Source organism: Camelimonas sp. FR25, assembly GCF_059740505.1.
Window position 1 is genome coordinate 109,358 of record NZ_JCAWFG010000036.1, and the last position, 15,914, is coordinate 125,271.

General features: G+C 65.8%; 12 protein-coding genes and 1 riboswitch. Of the genes, 7 read left to right on the top strand and 5 right to left on the bottom strand.

Annotated elements, in window-relative coordinates; genetic code table 11:
* Positions 1–2: 2 nt before the first annotated feature.
* From AC6A67_RS04980 to AC6A67_RS05000, 5 genes are all read right to left on the bottom strand, one after another.
* Complete coding sequence (locus AC6A67_RS04980; RefSeq protein WP_498035452.1) at positions 3–1,013, bottom strand: FecCD family ABC transporter permease; 1,011 nt, start codon at positions 1,011–1,013, stop codon at positions 3–5.
* The gene (locus AC6A67_RS04985) at positions 1,010–2,017 is read right to left on the bottom strand and encodes an ABC transporter substrate-binding protein (protein ID WP_498035453.1); all 1,008 of its coding nucleotides are present in this window, start codon (positions 2,015–2,017) and stop codon (positions 1,010–1,012) included. The genes AC6A67_RS04980 and AC6A67_RS04985 overlap by 4 nt, the downstream gene beginning before the upstream one ends.
* A complete protein-coding gene (locus AC6A67_RS04990; RefSeq protein WP_498035454.1) occupies positions 2,014–2,868 on the bottom strand; it encodes an ABC transporter ATP-binding protein in 855 nt (284 codons plus the stop codon). Before AC6A67_RS04990 ends, AC6A67_RS04985 begins: the two co-directional genes overlap by 4 nt.
* A gap of 1 nt (position 2,869) precedes the next feature.
* Complete coding sequence (locus AC6A67_RS04995; protein ID WP_498035455.1) at positions 2,870–5,188, bottom strand: TonB-dependent receptor; 2,319 nt, start codon at positions 5,186–5,188, stop codon at positions 2,870–2,872.
* A 122-nt stretch (positions 5,189–5,310) separates the two neighbouring features.
* A riboswitch (cobalamin riboswitch) is annotated at positions 5,311–5,533 on the bottom strand.
* Positions 5,534–5,686: 153 nt separating this feature from the next.
* Positions 5,687–6,613, bottom strand: a complete 927-nt coding sequence (locus AC6A67_RS05000; protein ID WP_498035456.1) for a LysR family transcriptional regulator — start codon at positions 6,611–6,613, stop codon at positions 5,687–5,689.
* 317 nt (positions 6,614–6,930) lie between these two features.
* Between AC6A67_RS05000 and AC6A67_RS05005 the strand changes: the two genes are divergently transcribed.
* The 7 genes from AC6A67_RS05005 (at position 6,931) to AC6A67_RS05035 (ending at position 15,500) form a co-directional block, all read left to right on the top strand.
* On the top strand, positions 6,931–8,106 hold the full coding sequence (locus AC6A67_RS05005; protein WP_498035466.1) for an ABC transporter substrate-binding protein: 1,176 nt from the start codon (positions 6,931–6,933) through the stop codon (positions 8,104–8,106).
* A gap of 224 nt (positions 8,107–8,330) precedes the next feature.
* Positions 8,331–9,206, top strand: a complete 876-nt coding sequence (locus AC6A67_RS05010; RefSeq protein ID WP_498035457.1) for a branched-chain amino acid ABC transporter permease — start codon at positions 8,331–8,333, stop codon at positions 9,204–9,206.
* On the top strand, positions 9,203–11,005 hold the full coding sequence (locus AC6A67_RS05015) for a branched-chain amino acid ABC transporter ATP-binding protein/permease (protein ID WP_498035458.1): 1,803 nt from the start codon (positions 9,203–9,205) through the stop codon (positions 11,003–11,005). Before AC6A67_RS05010 ends, AC6A67_RS05015 begins: the two co-directional genes overlap by 4 nt.
* Positions 11,006–11,007: 2 nt before the next feature.
* Positions 11,008–11,763 carry an ABC transporter ATP-binding protein gene (locus AC6A67_RS05020; protein ID WP_498035467.1) on the top strand — a complete coding sequence of 252 codons (756 nt, stop codon included), beginning with the start codon at positions 11,008–11,010 and terminating at the stop codon, positions 11,761–11,763.
* 233 nt (positions 11,764–11,996) lie between these two features.
* On the top strand, positions 11,997–12,692 hold the full coding sequence (locus AC6A67_RS05025) for a cyclase family protein (RefSeq protein WP_498035459.1): 696 nt from the start codon (positions 11,997–11,999) through the stop codon (positions 12,690–12,692).
* A 140-nt stretch (positions 12,693–12,832) separates the two neighbouring features.
* The gene (locus AC6A67_RS05030) at positions 12,833–14,212 is read left to right on the top strand and encodes an amidase family protein (protein WP_498035460.1); all 1,380 of its coding nucleotides are present in this window, start codon (positions 12,833–12,835) and stop codon (positions 14,210–14,212) included.
* Between the two features lie 193 nt (positions 14,213–14,405).
* Positions 14,406–15,500: an alkene reductase gene (locus AC6A67_RS05035; protein ID WP_498035461.1), complete on the top strand. Its 1,095-nt coding sequence runs from the start codon at positions 14,406–14,408 to the stop codon at positions 15,498–15,500.
* Positions 15,501–15,914: the final 414 nt, after the last annotated feature.

Here is a 15,914-nt window from a genome sequence, read left to right on the forward strand (position 1 = left end):
TATCAACGCCGCCGTAGCAGCACGAGAAAGAACACCCCGCCGACGAGACCGGTGACCACGCCGACCGGCATGTCGTTGGGGGCCAGCAGCGTGCGGGCGACGATGTCGGCGCTGACCAGAAACAGGGCGCCGCACAGGGCGCTGGCTGGAATGATGAGGCGATTGTCGCCGCCGAGCACCAGCCGCATCAGATGCGGCGTCATCAGCCCGACGAAGCCGATCATGCCGGTGAAGGCCACGATGGCGCCGGTCAGCAGCGCATTGATCACCAACAGGCCAAGTCGCGTCTGGCGCACCGGCACGCCCAGGCTTGCCGCCGTCTCATCGCCCATGGCCAAAGCATTGAGCCGCGCCGCGCTGGCGAGAAACGCCAGCCCGCAGACCAGCACGGCGGCGGCGGGCCACAGCAGATTGCTCCATTGCGCCATGCCGAAGCCGCCGAGCATCCAGAACACCATGCCAGGGATATTGCGCGGATCGGCGAACATGATCAGCACATTGGCGCCTGCCCCAATGACGAAGGCGATGGCGACGCCGCCCAGCACCAGGCTGGTCTGGTCGTGGGCCCGGGCGACATGCGCCGCCACCAGCACCAGCGCCGTGGCCCCCAGCGCCCCGGCGAAGGCAAACATCACCACGGTCATTGGGCCAAAGACATTGCCAGTCAGCAACAGCGCCAGATTGGCGCCGAAGGCGGCGCCGGCTGATACGCCGAGCAGATGCGGGTCGGCCAAAGCGTTGCGCGTCACGCCCTGCATCACCGCGCCGGCCATGCCGAGCCCTGCCCCGGCCAGCGCCGCCAGCACGGCCCGCGGCAGGCGGATATTCCAGACGATGCTGTCGCGCCCCGGGCTCCAGTCCTTCGTCACCAGCCCCGGCGCCAGATGATGCAGGATGATGGACCACACCACGTCAAACGGGATCGGGGCCGAGCCAAGGCTGACATAAAGCGTCATCGCCAGCAGCAGGCTTGCGCCTGCAAGGCCGAACACCACAGCGGGCCGGCGCCTCACCGCGCCGCCTCCGCCACGCCCGCCGCCTTGGCGTCGCCGTGGAGGAACGCGGCGAGTTGCTCGGCGGCGTCAATATTGCCCGGTCCCGGCGTCAACTGGTCATAGCCGAGCACGACAAAGCGGTTGTCGCGCACCGCCGGCGTCGCCGCCAACGCCGGATGGGCGCGGAGCATGGCGATCTTCTGGGCGGCGCTGATCTCGCCATAGTCAACGATGATGATCGCTTCAGGGGCGCGCTCGATCACTGTTTCCCACGCCATGCGGGTCCAGCTGGCGGTGATGTCGGCGGCGATATTGTCGCCGCCAGCCGCGGCGATGATCGCCTGGGGCATGGCGTAGCCGCCCGCTGTGAACGGCGTGCGGATGTCGGAATCGAATACGAACACCCGAGGCCGCGACCGCCCGGCGACTTTTTGCGCCAGCGCATCGAGCCGGCTGCGGCCGTCGGCGATCAGCGCCCCGGCCCGCGCCTCAACGCCGAAGATCGCGCCGAGGCTGGCGAGGTCATGAAACAGATAGCTGAAATCCGGGGCCCGCAACTGGCCGAGACGGACGCAGGATTCGGACAACTCATAGAGCGCAACCCCGTGCTCTGTCAGGCTTTGCGGGGCGATCTCGCCGCCAGTCCGCAGGCCATAACCCCAGCCAGCGAAGATGAAATCCAGCTCCTTGTCGAGCACGGTCTCGAGGCCGAGCCGCTCGCGCTGTAATTGCGGCAGGCCGGCGAGATCGACGCCAGCAGGCGCCCGCCCGGTATAGCCCACCATGCGGTCCCTGAGCCCCAGCGCCAGCATCATGGCGGTGAGGTTTGAGCCCGTCGCCAATGCGCGCCGGGGCGGCGCGGCGAAGCTCACGGCGCGGCCGCAAGACTGCACCGTCACCGGAAAGCCGCTGGCCTCACCCGAAGCCGCCTGCTGCGCCTGCAGCGGCGGCCCAAAACTACAACTCACGGCGCTGGCGACAAGGATGGCGCCCCCCCTCACCCAATGACGGTGGCTTTTCATGACCGCGCTCCATCACGGTGATGGCCGGCGGCGCGCCTGCCTGCGTCGGCCAGGGCGAAGGCGAAGCGCATGCGCCCGCCATCCGGCGCCGAGGCCGGCGCCAGCTCAATGGCGGCGGTGACGCCGAACACCTCGCGAATGACCTCCGGAGTCAGGGCCTGCTGCGGCGCGCCAACGGCCCTGAGCCGCCCATCGCGCATCACCACAATCTGGTCGGCCACCCGCGCCGCCAGCCCCAGATCGTGCACGGTGGCGATAATGGTCAGGCCCGATTGCCGCAGTATCTGCAGGAGCTCCAGCTGGCAGCGGATATCGAGATGGTTGGTTGGTTCGTCGAGGATGATCACGCCGGGCTCCTGCGCCATGGCCCGGGCGAGAAGCACGCGCTGCTTTTCGCCGCCCGACAGTCGGGAGAATGGCGCGTCAGCCAGTGTCGTCAGTTCGAAACGGTCGATCATCTCCGCGACGATCAGGCGGTCACGCGCCGCCCCCTGGCCGCGCCGCCCAATCCCGGACAGCAAGGCGCGCTGGTGCGGAATCCGCCCCATCTCAACCACCTCGGTCACGGTGAACGGGAACGCCGCCGGGCTCTCCTGCAACACGGCGGCGATGCGCCGCGCCGCCTTCGCCGCGTCCATGCGCCAGACATCCTCGCCGTCGAGCAGCACAGTGCCGGCAAGCGGGCGGTGATGCCGGTACAGCGTGCGCAACAGGCTGGATTTGCCGGCCCCATTGGGGCCGACAATCACCGTCACCGCGCCAGCAGGCGCCGTGAACGACAGCTGGGCGATGATGGGGGCGCCGCCGCGCGGGCCCCACGAGACATTGTTGACGCACAGCTCCGGCGCCATGTCAGAACAACGCCTTCAGCGTTACCGAGGCGGTGCGCGGCGGCCCCAGCAATTGCTGGTTCTGCGAACCGGAGGTGGCGTAGACCTTGTCGAACAGATTGGCGACATTGACGTCGAGCGACAGCTGTTCGGTTGGCCGCCAGCGCAGGCCGGCGTTGACCACCGTCCAGCCGGCGCGGCGCAGGGTATTGGCGTCATTGACCCAGGTAGGGCCGACGTAGTTCAGGCCGCCGAACGCCGTCCAGGCGTCATGAAAATTCCAGCTGACCCAGAGATTGCCGAGCCGCTGCGGCACATTTGGCGGGGTGTTGCCGGAAAAATCGCCGCCGGCCTGGACAAAATCATCGTAGCGCGCCTGCAGCAGCGCGCCATTGGCCTCCAGCCGCAGACCATAACCGAGATTGATGGCCAGCGACGCCTCGAGCCCCTGGGCCGATTGCTGGCCGATCTGCCGCACGATGGTCCGGTCGAGCTGGTCACGCGCCAGCAGGTCCTTCTTGACGATGTGATAGCCGGCGAAGGTCGCCTCGCCACGCCCGCCGAGGAAGCTGAGCTTGACGCCCGCCTCATATTGGTCGCCACGCGGCAGCCTCAGATCCTTCTGGCTGTCGGCCAGCGACAGGATGTTGCCGACCGGATCGGTTGCCTGAGAATACTGGGCGTAGAAGGCGAGGTCCGGCACGGGCGTAAACACCACCCCAGCGCGCCAGTTCACCGAATCGAGCGTGCGGGTAAAGCTGGCGCCGGTCGATGGATTGTCGCGCAAAAGTCGCGGCGCATCGTAACGCACGCCAGCCACCACGGCCCATTGCTCATTCAGTTTCAGCCGGTTGTCGATGAACACGGCGTATTGATTTGTGGCGCTGTCCAGCGTGGTTTTCAGCGCATAAGGCCCGAAAAATCCTGGGGCGAAGCCCAGCGGCGCGACGCTGGAAGCGCCGGCATAGGGCGAATTGTTGGTGTTGCGAAAGCGGATGTGATTGAGCTCAAACCCCAGCACGGTTTCATTGGCCATGCCAAAAATATCGCTGCGCAGGGTCAGGTCGTTGCGCGTCCCCACCTGCTCCAGATCATGGCGGATGGCGATGTAATCGCTGCGATTGATCCGGCCGGTGGCGGGGCGAAAGGCGTAGCTTTCCACATTGCGCCAGTCGCGGCCGCTGCTGATGTGGTAGATGCGACTGCTCAGCTCAACGCTGTCAGAGGCGACAAGGCGCGTATGCAGCTGGGTGAAGCTGTCGCGGAACCGGTTGAGGCTGTCGGCGACATTGTAGTTCTGCTTGCGCATGGCGCCAAGCACGCGGCCATCGACCAGCGGCGTGCCGAAATAGCCCGACGGCTCGCTGTAGCCGCTGTCATGCGACAGGGTTATGTGCAGCCGTTCATTGAACTTCCAGCCGAGCGCGCCAGACACGGCGAGGCTTTTGGCGTCGCCACGCTGCATCCAGCCCTGGCTGCCCCGCCCCGAGACATCCAGCGTATAGGCGAAACTGTCGCCAATCGGCCCGGCGCTGCCGGCGGCGAGGCCATACATGCCGTCTGAGCCAAAGCTGGCCTGGGCCTCATTGCGCCGACCTGTAAACAATGGCTTGCGCGGGATGACATTGATCGCGCCGCCAATGGCGCCCTCGCCATACATCACCGAGGCCGGGCCACGCAGCACCTCCACCCGCTCCACCGTCCAGGTGTCGAAGGGGAACGTCACCGTGCCTGAGCCTGGATAGAGGCGGACGCCGTCGTAAAGCCGCGTCACCGAGCCGAGGCCGGTGAAGCCGCGCATGGCCATGGAGGTTCCGCCATTGCCCGGCGCGCCGAGGAAGCTGACGCCTACCGCATCCTGGGCGATGGCGCGATTGAGATCGGTCTGGCCACGATCGCGCATGGTCTGGCCGGAGATGATGTCGACGCTGGCCGGCGTCTCCATCGGCGTCATGGTCAGGCGGCTGCCCGCCTGGGAGGGGACGCGGAGGTTGGGGCCGCCGCTGGGCGCGCCCTGCACCTGGATCGGGTCCAGGCTGACGGTCGGCGCTGCGCCGTCAGCCGCTACGCTTTCGGCGCGGGCCTCAACCACCAGCGCCATCGCGGCGCAAGCCGCGAGACCCGTTGCAAGCCCGGTCGCAAGTCCGGTCGCCAGCCCGGCTGACAATACGGGCGCCAGCGCCGGGCTGGCGACGGAGTCGCGCAAGCGCGCCTTCGACGCCACAGTGGAGACAAGGCCGGGACGTTTGTCGATGATAGGACGGGCGGCGAACGCACGGGCGAATACAGGCTGGCGGACAGCCAGGGAAATCCGGACAATTCCGGACGCAAGGGAGAACATGAGCACACTGCTCCAGCGGCGCGAGTTACCGTCACCGCGAGCAGTCGAAACACCTATCCCCGATCAGGTGGATGCGGCTGACGATCTGCCTTCCATCGGGACACCCCGCCCAATGTGCACGCGCGTGACTACGGCTGACGGCAGGTCTCCTGACTCTCGGGTCATCATCATTCACCGCCTTCCCGGGGCCGCAAGCCCAGTGGCGTATGGGTGAACAACTCGCCGATTACAGTTGCGGGGGCAGTCGCAGAATTGGCGCGTCATGCCCCGGCCACGCCAGCGCATTACGTCCTCACTGCGTTCCCTTTTGATCCTTGCAAAGGAACCGTCGGGCCTATGGGTAGTCCGCGCGCACCGGCCGGTCAATGGCCTTCACGCCCGGGCCATCCCGCGGCCGTGCGACAGCTATGCCTGCATTTCGCCTTCAATGCAATGTTGTAACATTGCATTTCGCACCGTTGACGCCAGCCGCTCTTGCCAACCGCTCTTGCCATCCCCTCAGCGGGCCAGCAGCCTGGCGCGCCAGGCGCCGGCGTCAACCATATCGGAGATGACCTGAGCGAGGACACTGGCTACGGCTTCACTGCCGCGAATATTCATGCTGCGCTGCGACACCACCACCGACAGACGCCAGGATGGCGTCGGGTCGGTGATGGCGATGGCTTGCATGGCGCCCGCGGCCAGTTCTTCGCTGAAGGCGAAGTGTGGCATCACGGCGATGGCGCCCTCCTCACGCACCATGCGACCGATGGCCGGCAGGCTGTCGCAATCCACGGCGTCCAGTTCGAGATCGCGCAGGGCGGCGGCGCGCTCCATCACGGCGCGCAACACATTGGGCCGTCCCGGCAGCACCACCGGATGCGTCAGCAATTCCGCCATCGACACGGCGCCGGTGGCGGCGAGCGGGTGTTGCGGCGCGGTGATCGCCATCAGATCTTCGGCGATCATCTCGGTCCACGCCACATGTTCGAATGGCTTGTGATTATACAGCAGGCAGACGTCGAGCCGGCCCTGTTGCAAGTATTCGTCGAGAAAACTGGTCATCGCCTCCACAAGGTGGATGGTCACCTGCGGGCAGGCGGCGCGCACGGCGCGGAGCAATGGCAACGACAAACCGCGTCCCGCCGAAGCGGGAAGGCCCACCGAGACCCGGCCCGAGGGGGTGAGCGTATTGGCCCGCACCACGTCGCGGGCGCGCTCGACTTCCTGCAGGATACGGATGGCGTGATCGTAGAGTTGCTGCCCCTTGTCGGTCAGCGCCACGCCCCGTGCATGACGCACCAGTAATTCCGCACCGAGATCCTGCTCGAGGTTCTTCATCTGCTGGCTCAGCGACGGCTGCGCCACGCGCAGCACTTCAGCTGCCCTGGACAGACTGTTGTTCTCCGCGATCTGTACAAAATATTTCAGTTGCCGAAGGTCCATGCGGCACTGTCACTGCCGCAGGGGAATGGAGCAATGCGCATATTTGTTCACGGCGCCCTGGAATCGGTCATGCGACGCGCCTATGCCGCTTACGGTAGCATTATCACAGCAGTTACAGTGACATTGGCGCATCATGGCCACATAGAATTTGCCTATATTTTACAAGCATAGGCGCAGCCTATGGCGTCATCGGAAATTCGTCTTTGCCAGCCATGCATTTAATTCACTAGCGTTCTCTGCGGAGTGGGAGCGTGCACAGGCACTTCGCCCCGCCTGTTCAATATATATGGAGAACAGCAGTGACATTTCGCAGTGTTATCCGCGGCCAGGGTCTGGCTGCAACGGCCTTGCTTTGCCTGTCGGCTGGTCTCGCCCAGGCGGCCCAGAAGCCATGTATCGGCAATTCCAACGCCGTCACCGGCCCCGCTGCCTTCGGCGGCGCCGCCGTCAAGATGGGCGCGGAAACCGCCATTGACGAGATCAATGCGGCGGGCGGCGTCCTCGGCGAAAAACTCAAGTTCATCCAGTATGACGACGCGGGCGCGCCGCCGCGCGGCGTCGACAATGTGCGCCGCATCGCCCTGGCCGACAAATGCATCGCCGTACTCGGCGGTTATCACTCCACGGTCACCGTCGCCCAGGCGGAGCCGGTCAATGAAATCGGCATTCCGTTCATCGGCGTGCTCGCCGCCAATACCAAAGCAATCGAGAACGGCGCCAATCCCAATTACATGTTCCGTGTCTCGGCCAAGGACAAATGGGTGGCGCGTTACCTGGTTGAGCAGGCCATCAAGCAGTCAATGACCGGCAAGATCGCTTTCTTCTATGAGAATACCGGCTGGGGCAATGGCGCGCTTCCTGACGTGAAGGACGCCATGGCCAAGGCCGGCAAGGAGCTGGTCGCCATCGAGACCTTCAACTGGAACGATCAGGACATGTCGCCCCAGGCCATGCGGGCCCGTGACGCTGGCGCCGACGTCGCCCTGTTCTGGGCGCTCGACCGCGAAGGCAACCAGCTGCTGCGTTCGATGGACAAGGTCGGCTTCAAGCCCGCCGTCATCGGCGCCTGGGGCATCGCAGGCAATCTTGGCGAGCTGGCTGGCCCGCTGTCCAATGGCGTGCAGGTCATCCAGACCTATACCTTCATGGGCGACATGGACCCGAAGAAGAAGGCGCTGTGGGAGAAGATCCAGAAGAAATATGGCGTGAAGGATCCGTCTGATCTGAAGATGCCCTCAGGCGTCGGCAACGGCTATGACGCCGTCTACATTCTCAAGGCCGCCATCGAGAAGGCCGGCTCGTTCGACTGGAAGAAGGTGCACGAGGCGCTGTACGACGTGAAGCTCGACGGCCTGGTCGCCAAATATGACCCCGCGTTCGACAAATCGAACCCGGAGCGCCAGGACGCCATTCTGCCAGACTACTACAAGCTCACCGCCTGGCATGACGGCAAGCTGCTGCCTGTTGAGCAGACCCCTTACGCGCAGAAATAAACCGCGCGCTTTCGGCAGGCGGCGGAGATCGCCGCCAGCCCCTCGCGTCGCTCACAGCCTGCGCCCCAACAACGGCGCAGGCCCACGCCGCCTGAGAAGGCGCGCCCCGTCACAGCATCGCAACCAGGCGCAATGACGCCGCCGCCGCAGGCCGCTGGCTCCCGCCAGACGGCGCCATGCGTCCGGCGTCGCGCGTGGCCGCCTGCCTGTCGAAGGTCGAAGGCATGACGACAATCCTTCAGTATATCTTATCCGGGCTGGCGATCGGCGGCATCTACGCCCTCGTCGCGCTCGGCTACCACGTCATGTGGTCTGCGGCGCGCGCCGTGAACTTCGCCCATGGCGACACGCTGATGCTGGGCGCGGTGCTCGCGATCATTGGCATTGATCTGGGCATGCCCATGTGGCTGGCCTCACTGTGCGCCATCGCGGCAGGCGGCGTGTTCGGCATCCTGCTGGAGCGGTTCGCCGTGCGACCGTTCACCGGCTCGACCAACGCTATTGGCTGGATGCTCACCACCATCGCCGTCGGCATCATGATCGAGAGCCTGGCCACCATGCACTTCGGCGGCTTCTCGCGACCATTGCCATCGCCTGGCGTGGACAAGGCGATCAGCATTCTTGGCGCAGGCGTCTATCCGCAGGAGCTGGTGATCCCGGCTGTGGCGTTGATGGCCATGATCGGCCTCGCCGCCATGCAGAAGCACACCCTGGTGGGCCGCGCCATGCAGGCAGTGGCGCACAACAAGCAGGCGGCGGCGCTGATGGGCGTCAATGTCAACGCCATCGTCGCCTTTTCCTTTGGCCTCGCCGCTCTGGCTGGCGCTGGGGCTGGCGTGCTGATCGCCCCTGTCACCCAGGCGTCGGCCACCATGGGCCTGCTGCTCGGGCTCAAGGGCTTCGCCGTCGCCATCATTGGCGGCATCACCAGCGCGCCGGGCGTGGTCATTTGCGGCCTTTTGTTCGGCGTCATGGAGAAGTTCGTCGAGGGCTACATCTCCACCGCCTCGCGCGAGATTATCGGCTTCTCGGTGATGATCGTCATCCTTCTCGCCTTCCCCCAGGGCCTGTTCGGCAAGAAGGAGGTGAACAAGGTATGAGCCGCTTCACGCTTCCGGCATTCGCCCTTTTCGCCATCCTGCTGGCCTGTGTGCCGGCCATGGCGGACAATGAGTATGAACTGCGCCTGTTCATGCTGTTTCTGATCTACGGCGTCATCGCCGCGGGACTCAACGTGCTCGTCGGTCTCTCCGGCCTCGTGTCGCTGGGCCAGGCCGGATTGTTCGCCCTCGGCGCCTACACCAGCTCGATCCTCGCCACCCGGCTTGGCTTTGACATGGTGTCGTCGACCATCTGCGCCGCCATCATCACTGGCCTGTTCGGCGCGCTATTGGCCTGGCCGAGCGTGCGGGTGCGCGGCGTCTATCTCGCCGTGGTCACCATCGCCTTCGGCATCATTGTCGAGAACGTCGCCATCGAGTGGCAGTCTCTCACCGGCGGCACCACGGGCCTCAGCTCCATTCCGCGCCCCAATCTGTTCGGCGAACGCATCAGCGGCTACGGCTTCTATGGCGTGCTGGCGGTGAGCCTGTTCATCGCCACGGCTATTGGCCACAACCTCAAGCACTCGCGCTATGGCCGCGCCATGCTGGCGGTGGCGCAGAGCGAGACGGCGGCGAAGTCGCTGGGCATCAACGCCACCGCCGTGCGCACGCTGGCCTTCGTCATCGCCGCGGTCACGGCGGGCGTCGCCGGCAGCTATTACGCCTTCCTCAACTCCTACATCTCACCTGACATCTTCACCTTCCAGGACAGCGTGCGCTTCCTGCTGATGGTGATCCTCGGCGGCGCCGGCACGACCTTCGGCCCGGTCATCGGCGCGCTGATCCTGACCTATCTGCCGGAGTATCTGCAGGACTTCCAGCTGTGGCAGAAGTTCGCCTATGGCGCGCTGCTGGTGGCGGTGATGTTCATTCTGCCCAAGGGCATCCTCGGCTCGCTCGGCAGCCTCGCCGCCCGCTTGCCGCTCACAAGGCTGCAAGGCCCTGGAGAGCCCGCAACTGCCGCCGCCACCCCGGCAGCCGACTTCCTCGGCCGCAACCAGGGCGAGGCCACCGCCGAGCTCGTCGCCACCGACATGACCGTGCGTTTCGGCGGCCTCACGGCGCTCAACAAGGGCACGCTGCGGGTCAAGGCCGGCGAGATCCACGCGCTGATCGGACCCAATGGAGCCGGCAAGTCCACCTTCGTCAACGCCATCTCGGGCTTCTACATCCCGGCGGAGGGCTATTGCGAACTGGATGGCGTCCGCCTCACCGGCCGCAGCTCTTACGAGATCTCGCGCATCGGCCTCGCCCGCACCTTCCAGAACACCGAACTGTTCGGCGAACTGAGCGTGCTCGAAAACGTCATGGTCGGCTATCAGCAGCAGTTCCACTACGGCCTGCCTGACGCCCTGATCCGTTCGCCGCGCTTTGGCCGCGAGGAGCGCGAGGCCCGCGCCGTCGCCAGGGGGCTGCTGGCGTTCGTCAACCTCGGCGATTACGCCGACAGCGAAGCCCGCTATCTGCCCTTCGGCCATCAGCGCCGCATGGAGATCGCCCGGGCGCTGGCCTGCCGCCCCGCCGTGCTGCTGCTGGATGAGCCAGCCGCCGGGCTGACCACCCAGGAGATCGACGAGCTTGAGATCATCATCCGTCGCATCTCGGCGCTCGGCGTCTCGGTGCTGCTCATCGAGCACCACGTCGACCTGATCATGGCCGTCGCCGACACCGTCACCGTGCTCGACTACGGCCAGGTGGTGGCCTGCGACACGCCGGAGGTGGTGCAGCAGAACCCGCGCGTCATCGAGGCCTATTTCGGTGGTCCCGTGGCCGCAGCCAGGGAGAGCGCAGCATGACCATGACCGCCCAACAACCCAGCCCCGCCCAGCCGCTGCTGGAGGTGCGCAACCTGCAATTGCGCTACGGCGCCGCCGTCGCCGTCCGCGACGTGTCAATGTCAGTCAACAAGGGCGAGCTGGTCGCCATCATCGGCAACAATGGCGCTGGCAAGTCCTCGCTGATGCGCGGCGCCATGGGGCTGGTGCGTCCCAGCGCCGGGCAGGTGCTGTTGCGCGGCGAGGACACCACGGCCCTCAGCGCCAACCGCAAGGTGGCGAAAGGGCTGGTGATGGCGCCGGAAGGGCGGCTGCTGTTTCCCGACCAGACAGTCGAGGACAATCTGATCCTCGGCGCCTATGTCCACGGCGGCCTCAAGGGCCAGCGGGCGCGGCAAACCTGCGAGAAAGTGCTGACGCTGTTTCCCCGCCTGCGCGAGCGCATGAAACAGCAGGCCGGCTCGATGTCTGGCGGCGAGCAGCAGATGCTGGCCATCGGCCGCGGCCTGATGGCGGAGCCAGAGCTGCTGATCATCGACGAGCTGTCGCTGGGTCTCGCGCCCAAAATCGTCGAGCAGCTGATGGAGGTGCTGCGGCAGCTCAACAGCGAGGGGCTGACCATCGTGCTGGTGGAGCAGCTCGCCGCCCAGGCGCTCGCCATCGCAGACAAGGCCTATGTCATTTCCAACGGCCTGGTGGATCGCACCGGCCCCGCCGCCGCCATCGCCCAGGACCCGGAGGTGATGGAAGCCTTCCTGGGCAAAAAGAAAGGCCACTGACGCCAGAACTCGATGGGCATGGCTCATCGGATTCTGGTCAAGCCGTTGCGGCGACTGAGTCGCTTCGGTCGCGGATGCGTCAGCATCTTCGCGGCCTGGTATGGGCCAGACGGCGCGCGCAGCGCGCCGCCCCAGCGGCTCCAACCCTTCCGCCAGTCATCCCCGTTTCAAGGGGCGGCTGGCGCCTTCTCCCCCTCTCCCAGCAAACGCGCATCACGCGCGAAGGAGTAGCCATGTCCCGCGTTATCGATCTGAGCCTCACCCTCGAAGACAACATGCCGGCGCACAAGCTGTTTCAGCGCCCGGTGTTCGCCGTGCACATGAGCCATGAAAGCACGAAGTCCGCCGGCCTTGGCGTGCCCGGCGACGCCATGACCTTCCAGACCAATTTCATCGCCATGCTCGACCACGTCGGCACCCATGTCGACGCCTTCCTGCACGTCAATCCGAAGGGCGCGCCGATCGACGAGATGCCGCTGGACATGTTCATGGGCAAGGCTTTGTGCTTCGATCTGCGCCACATCCCTGACCTTGGCGACATCACCGTCGCCGACATGGAGGCGGCGGAAGCGGCCTGCGGCGTCAAGGTCGATGGCCACATCGTGCTGCTGTGCACGGGCTTCCACGCCCGCAACTACCCGACACTCGATTCCGTCTGGAAGAACCCGCTGCTCACCGCGGAAGCCACCCAATGGCTGTACGACCGCGGCTCAAAGATGCACGGCGTCGAAGGCCCCTCCACCGACAAGCCCACCGACGATATTTTCGCCCAGCATCGCCTGTGCCGTGAGCTCGGCATGAGCCATTGGGAGTGGCTGGTCAATCTCGAGGAGCTGGTCGGCAAGGGTGAGTTCCAGTTCTTCGGCGCGCCGCTGAAGTTCAAGGGCGGCTCGGGCTCGCCGGTGCGCGCCTTCGCCATCGTCGACTGATCCCATAGCCCGATGAGCCTGCTTCATCGGGTCGTGGTCCAGCCCCGGCGGCGCCTGGGCCTTACAGGCCGCGAATGCCTCAGCACTTTCGCGGCCTGGCGTGAGGCGCCAGCCTTCCACTCACCCCGCAGGGATCAGCCATGGCCAATGATTTCACCCATATGAGCGCACTGGAGATGATCGGGCGCATCAAGGCGAAGGAGATCTCGCCCGTCGAGACCACCCGCGCCGCGCTGGACCTGGCGGCGGCGACCCAGGATAGCATCAACGCCTTTTGCCTGCTGACGCCAGACGCCGCCATGGCCGACGCCCGTGCGATGGAAGCCGCGATCATGCGCGGTGATCCCGTTGGTCCCCTTGCCGGCGTTCCCTTCTCGGTCAAAGACCTGATCGCGGTCGGCGGATTGCTGTATGAATCCGGCTCCAGGGCGATGAAAGGCAATATTGCTGCGGACGACGCGCCATCGGTGGAGCGCGCCAAAGCCGCCGGCGCCATCTTCATCGGCAAGACCACCACCAGTGAGTTCGGCTGCAAGCCAGTGGGCGACAGCCCTGTCACCGGCATCACCCGCAACCCGCTCAATCTGGACAAGACCCCTGGCGGCTCCAGCGCCGGGGCCGCCGCATCTGTTGCGGCAGGCGTTACCCCCTTCGCCCTCGGAACCGATGGCGGCGGCTCCATTCGCATTCCCTGCTCATTCACCGGTCTCGCCGGTCTGAAGGGGCATTTTGGCCGTGTGCCGGTCTGGCCGACGTCGGCCACACCCACCCTGGCCCATGTCGGCCCCATCGCCCGCACCATGGCGGACGCCGCCAAACTGTTCAGCGTCATCGCCGGCCCCGACTGGCGCGATCCGTTCTCGGTGCAGGGGCCTGCGCCAGATGTGATGGCGGCGCTTGAGGCGCCGGTCAAAGGGCTGCGCATCGCCTACAGCCGCGGCTTCGGTTACGCCCGCCCTCACGCCGATGTGGTCGCCGCCACCGATGCCGCGGCGCGCGCGCTGGAAGCCCAGGGCGCGATTATTGACGACATTGAGGAGGTGTTTGACGCCGATCCGGCCCCGCTGTGGACCGCCGAATTCTACGCCGGAGTCGGAACCCGGCTACGCCCGGTGCTCGAAGCCAACCGCCATCTGCTCGATCCCGCGGCGGCGGAAATTCTCGACGAGGCGCTGGGCCAGGAGATGGAGGCCTATTACGACAGCGTTTTCGCCCGTTACGCCTTGCGCGAGAAGATGCGGCTGTTTTTTACCCGCTATGACGCGCTGATCTCGCCCGTCGTCCCCGTTTCGTCCGTCGACGCTGGCGTCAACCTGCCGCCAGGCTTTGAGGACTGCAATCTGCTCTCCTGGGTGTCCTATACCTATCCCTTCAACCTGACCGGCGCCCCCGCCGGCGCGATCCGCGCCGGGACGGGCGTCGACGGCATGCCGGTGGGCCTGCAGATTGTCGGCCAGCCATGGCGAGAAGACCGCGTCATGCAGATCGCCGCAGCGGTGGAACGCGCCCTCACCTTCTGAGCGGCCCCAGAACCGCGCCGTGGCGCCGCGCGCCTGGCTGTGGGGCGCGCTGGCGTTGTACTGTTCTCGGGACATGACTGCGCTACCATGGCGGCGCTGGCGCCTGAAGGCGCCGGTCCAGCGCATGTCTCGCGAGAAAGGACGTCCGTTTTTTCTCGGGATGCGCTGGACAAGCCATCAGGAAGGATACGCCTTGACCACCGAGAAGCTGTTCGCCCCTTGCGAACTGAATGGCCTGAAGCTCAACAATCGTATCGCCATGTCGCCGGTCACCCGGGCGCGCGCCAGTGAGGACGGCCATGTCGGCGACTTGCAGGTCGCCTATTATGGCCAGCGCGGCGACGCCGGACTGATCATTACTGAAGCCGTGGCGGTGACCCCGGGCGGTCGCGGAGGACCATTCCTGCCAGGCCTGTGGGCGGACGGCCATGTCGCGGGCTGGCGCGCCGTGACTGACGCCGTCCATGCCCGTGGCGGCAAGATTTTCTGCCAGCTCTGGCACGCCGGCCGCATCAGCCACTCGTCCTTGTCCGAAACCGGCGAGGCGCCGCTGGCCGCCTCGGCCGTGCCCGGCGACGGCAAGATCTTTACCCCGGCCGGGCTGGTTCCCTATGAGACGCCGCGACCGCTGCAACTGGCGGACGTGCCAAAGGTGCTGGGCTGGTATCGTGACGCCGCGCGCCGTGCCCGCGACGCCGGCTTTGACGGCGTGCAGCTTCACGCCGCCCACAGCTATCTTATCGACAGCTTCCTGCGCGACATGACCAACCGGCGCGACGACATCTATGGCGGCCCGGTAGAGAACCGCGTCCGCTTTGTGGTGGAGGTGCTGCAGGCGCTGCTGGAGGTGTGGGAGCCGACGCGCGTCGCCATCCGCCTCGCTCCAATCGGCCACGCCTACAACGCCTGGGACAGCGATCCGGAGCCGCTGTTCACCCATATGGTCGAGCGGCTGAACGATCTCGACATCGGCTGGCTTGATCTGGTGGAGGGCGATACGGGCGTGTCACGTCACGCCGAGCCATCCTTTGATCTGCAAGGCCTGCGGCGGCTGTTCAATGGCGTCACCATCGCCAACAATCTGTACGATCGCGACATGGCGGTGGAAGCGGTGGAGCACTGCCTCGCCGACATGGTGGCCTTCGGCCGCGCCTTCATCGGCAACCCCGATCTGGTGACCCGCCTGCGCGCCAACGCGCCCCTCACCGAGGCCCCGCCCGCCGTCTATTATACTGGCGGCGCAAAGGGCTACACCGACTTCCCGACCCTGGACCAGGCCACGGCCTGAGCTACAGCCGCCTGAACGCTCGACCATCATCGTTCAGGCGGCGCCAAAACCGCCGGCCGTGCAACCAGGGGACGACCTGTCTCGCCCGATAGAGGCTTTGAACAACAACGTCACCGGCAGAAAGGCGCCACGCTCCAGGCCGTCCAACAGGAGACGCGCCGGTATAGGTATCTGGAGGATATGCGTAACAAACTGGCCCCTGGCGCAAGGACGTCCTCGCGATCCGCCCGCGCCGCAACATCATGCCCGGCCGGAACAACCGCCTGGCGCTGAATATCATTGTCGATTGAGCCGAACATGGGGAAATTTGCAGTATTTCCCGCTCATACAGATCAATGTTCAGTGATGGAAAGCCTTCACCGCGTCCACGACAACATGCGCCTGTTCCAAGGTCATGTGTGGGCCCATGGGCAG